Source organism: Streptomyces sp. SM1 (assembly GCF_002910825.1).
GTDB classification, from domain to species: Bacteria; Actinomycetota; Actinomycetes; order Streptomycetales; family Streptomycetaceae; genus Streptomyces; species Streptomyces okerensis.
In genome coordinates this window covers 1-3,659 of record NZ_NEUB01001014.1, presented here as the reverse complement: position 1 = coordinate 3,659, position 3,659 = coordinate 1, and the positions used below count along the sequence as shown (strand labels likewise).

Here is a 3,659-nt window from a genome sequence, read left to right as displayed (position 1 = left end):
GAACGACCACTCGCCGTAGGCGCCCGGGTTCCGGGTGGCGAGCCGCGCCAACACGTCCTTGGTGCGGACGCGGGCCGCGTCGCCGACGACGGCCGCGATGTCGGCCAGCGGGTCGTGCTCGGTGGTCCGGTCGATGGCGTGCAGGGTGGTGACGCCGTCGCGCAGGGCCTTGGCCCGGTTAGTGATGGCGGTGGCTGCGTCGTCGTCGATGTAGTGCGTGCGCACCGTGATGGACGACTGTCCGGCCGGGATCGTGATGCCGTCGGAGGCGACGACGAGCGTTCCGCGGTCCAGGCCGGGCCGGAGCAGGTTGGGGGCGGCGCCGCCGTCGATGGCCTTGTCCCCGAGCGCCATGCGGGCCTGTGACTCGGTGCCGAGGGCGAGGGAGGCGCGGGTGTGGGCGCCCTCGCGCACGAGCTTGGGCAGGTTCTCGTTGGTCGGGTCCTGAGTGCCCTGCCACATCAGCACGTTCACCACACGGCCCTGATTGTGAATCTTGCGGACGGCCATGTAGTAGCGGCTGTTCGCCTTGGACCCGCCGTAGGGGCGCTTGTCCTCATCCTTGACCGGGCACATGAACGCCATCTGCGCCTCATCCACGAGCACGATGAGCGGCGGGAAGGTGGTGCCGGGTGGGGCCTGGAGCCGGCGGTTCATCTCATCCACCGCACCTTCCACCATCTCGGTCACCTGGATCACGTGCTCATCCGTCGGCCCCTGGATCAGGGTCGTGGCCAGGCCGTCGAACATGGCCCAGTCCCCCACGCCCTTGAGGTCGCCCACGAGGAACTGCACCGACCGATCCAGCGCGAGCCACAGGGCGAGCGAGCGCAGGGCCACGGTCTTGCCCTGGTTGGACAGACCGGTGATGAGCAGGTGGCGCTGATACAGGGACAAGGCGGCGGCGTCCCCGCGCAGGTCCTGCCCCCACGGCGCCTTTCCCTTGGCGTAGTCGGCGGTCATCGTCTCGTCGGTGACCAGCGGGGAGGGGCCGATCGGCTCGTCCAGGGCGCCGGCGTCGGCGATCCACAGGCGCACGGTGCGGGCCGCCTGGGGGATGGTGATGAACACTTCGTGTTCGTGCCGGGTGAGGTTCTCGGCGAGCTTGCGGCGCTTGCCCTGTACCTCGTTGGTCGACACTCCCGAGGGAAGGGTCACGTCCACCTCGACACCGCATCCGGCGATCGTGATCGGCCCGAGCATGCTCGCGCCGGCGTCCCCCATCTCCTTGATGGCCCGCGCCAGGGCGGGCACTCCGAGGTCGCGCAGGGCCTTGACCACGATCGACGGCGTGATCGGCTCCCCCTCACCCGACCGGACGTTCGCGGGCAGTGCCCACTGGGGTGCGGCATGCTGCTTGCGACCGACCGACCACAGGGCCAGCAGCGCGAGGAACGGGCCGATCGAGACCAGCGGGCCCCACACCACCTGCACGATGCGGATGAGCAGGGCGATGAAGTCGACTGTCGCCGACAACGGCGTGACGACATCGGCGGCGTCGCCGGAGTTGATGGCCATGACGATACCGAGGGCGACCAGCACACCGACGCTCATGCCGGCACCCACGGCTACGCCCTTGGCGGCCTCCGTGGGGGAGTGCAGCAGGTCCATGCGGCGGTGGTGGCGGGCGGCGCGGAAGCGCTGCAACCGCTCCTCCCACTCCTCCGCAGCTTCCAGGTTCCCCGCGGCTTCCGCCGCCCGGATCATCCGCTCATACCGCGAACCGGTACGGCCGTCCCACGCCCGACGGGCCACGATCCGCCCACCGTTGAACGTGTACAGACCGTGCCGCACCGCAGCGCGACCGGCCGACCGGGTGCGCTCGTGCGTGACCGCGTGCTTCACCGCGCGCCCGGAGCGCATCCACAAGGGCACCGGCGGGGCGGGCGGCGCGTCCGGCACCACGGTGAGCACCGTCGGCGCCGTGTCGCCGGTGGGCGGGTCGGTGTGCTTGTGCAGGTGAACGACGTTGTCGCTCATGACGGAACGTCTCCTGACTGCCCCTTGCCCGGGGCGGGAAAATGAGGGTGAGACACGCCGTCGCCCCGCACCGGGACGGGTGCGGGGCGACGATGCGGGGGTCAGTGCGGGCCGACGGCCCAGCAGAACGGGCGGAGGGTTGCGGCGGCGGTGAACACGCGGATCGCGGCACCGGCCGGCGTGTCGGGCAGCGGGTAGACGCGGCCCCCGTCGAGGGAGGCCAGCAGCCGGGCGGCGTGGTGCTCGCACCCGTCCGCCCCGCCGCCCACCGAGTCCAGCACGGTCACCGCGACCGGGCCCACACACGGGGTGGGGTCGTCGGGGTGAGCGGACCGGCAACGACCGGTCACGGGCGCCATGGTCACCACCAGCCGGAGGACTTCTTGGCGGCCTTGGTCCGGGCGGTCTCGGTGACGATGCGCTGTCGCTCGCCGTGCAGGGCGGACAGTTCCGCGGTCAGCCGCATCTCGGCGGCGGAACCGGTGGAGTCGATCCGCTCTTCTGCGCGGCCGGTGCTGCGGCCCCGCAGGGTGCGGTAGGCGCCGCCGGTGACGGCGCGGGCCATGGCGCGGCGCTCACGGCCGTTCAGCGGCCACAACTCACCGCGCCGCACGGCTTCCAGCTTCTTGGTAGTCACCCGGATCTCACGGTCCAGACGACGCAGATCAGCGTTGCTCATGGTCGGCTACTCCTCGAAGGGTTCGGGATGGTCAGGCGGGGAGGGCGGCGGGCGCGAGGAAGCGCAGCGCGGCAACGGCCTGTTGGGGGACCACGCCGTTGCCCAGCGCTTTGAGCTGTGCGGAGCGGGACAGGCCGGGGACGGCGGTGACGTGTCCGGCGGGCAGGCCCATGAGCCATTCGACGAAGGCGGGGCTCAGCCGTCCCAGAGCGTCAACTGGCCCGGGGGCGGGGCGCTGGAGGACCGTTTCCCACCGCGTGACCGCTTCGGCGTACTCGCCCCATTCGACGGCTCCGCCGGGAACGTGCTCACCGCCGTCTCGGGCAGGTTCGCCCTGCCCGACCGGACCCGCCGGTCCGTCGCTTCCGTGCGCGAGACCGCGCCCTTCGTGCCGTCCGTGGCCCTCGGGGTCGGCAGGAGCGAGCCCATCTCGGCGGCCAGGCTCTTGCCGTGCGTGCCCGCTTCCTGCGAGGGGCTGCGTTTGGTCTGCCGGTTCTCGTTCTCCGACGCGCGCGGGGTGGGCAGCAGCGAGACGACGTGCCGCAGATTCATCCCGCCCTGCGCCGCGTGCCCGGCTCCGGTGTTCTCCGAGGTCGACGGGGTCGGCAGCAGCAAGCCGACGGCGGTCGGAAGCTGCCCGCGCTGCCCACCACCCTTGAAGTCCCGTGCCGCCGGAGTCGGCAGGCCAGGCGAGGACGAACAGCCGTTTGCGCTGGTGAGCCGCTCCCACGTCAGATGCGCGAAGAGTGCACCACCGCGCATCGAACCCGAGGGCGGCAAGGTCTCCAAGCACGGTGTCGAATCCGAGAGAAAGGTGCCCTGCGACGTTCTCAAACACCGCGAGACGGGGTCGTAGAACCCCAAGGGCACGGGCGATGTCGGGCCAGATGTGCCGCTCATCAGCGGTCCCCTTCCTCTTGCCGGCGGAACTGAACGGCTGGCACGGATAGCCGCCGCACACCACATCGACCGGCCCGACGCGCGCGAAGTCGACGGCGGT

At 71.4% G+C, this 3,659-nt stretch carries 5 protein-coding genes and 1 pseudogene; all 6 read right to left on the bottom strand.

What is annotated here, in order from left to right; translation table 11 throughout:
- Positions 1 to 1,980, bottom strand: a 1,980-nt coding sequence (locus B9S61_RS36390) for an FtsK/SpoIIIE domain-containing protein (RefSeq protein WP_103545997.1), incomplete at its 3' end; no start/stop codon positions are given.
- Positions 1,981 to 2,081: 101 nt separating this feature from the next.
- Positions 2,082 to 2,330 (bottom strand): hypothetical protein, encoded by a 249-nt coding sequence (locus B9S61_RS36385; protein ID WP_258040048.1) that lies wholly within the window; start codon positions 2,328 to 2,330, stop codon positions 2,082 to 2,084.
- Between the two features lie 11 nt (positions 2,331 to 2,341).
- A complete protein-coding gene (locus B9S61_RS36380; protein ID WP_103545995.1) occupies positions 2,342 to 2,659 on the bottom strand; it encodes a hypothetical protein in 318 nt (105 codons plus the stop codon).
- A gap of 31 nt (positions 2,660 to 2,690) precedes the next feature.
- Positions 2,691 to 2,831 carry a hypothetical protein gene (locus B9S61_RS43030; RefSeq protein WP_258040049.1) on the bottom strand — a complete coding sequence of 47 codons (141 nt, stop codon included), beginning with the start codon at positions 2,829 to 2,831 and terminating at the stop codon, positions 2,691 to 2,693.
- 23 nt (positions 2,832 to 2,854) lie between these two features.
- Positions 2,855 to 3,421 (bottom strand): hypothetical protein, encoded by a 567-nt coding sequence (locus tag B9S61_RS43025; RefSeq protein ID WP_258040046.1) that lies wholly within the window; start codon positions 3,419 to 3,421, stop codon positions 2,855 to 2,857.
- A pseudogene (locus B9S61_RS43020) lies at positions 3,405 to 3,620 on the bottom strand (DNA cytosine methyltransferase); the annotation flags it as partial. The gene B9S61_RS43025 and the pseudogene B9S61_RS43020, both read right to left, overlap by 17 nt.
- Between the last annotated feature and the right edge of the window lie 39 nt (positions 3,621 to 3,659).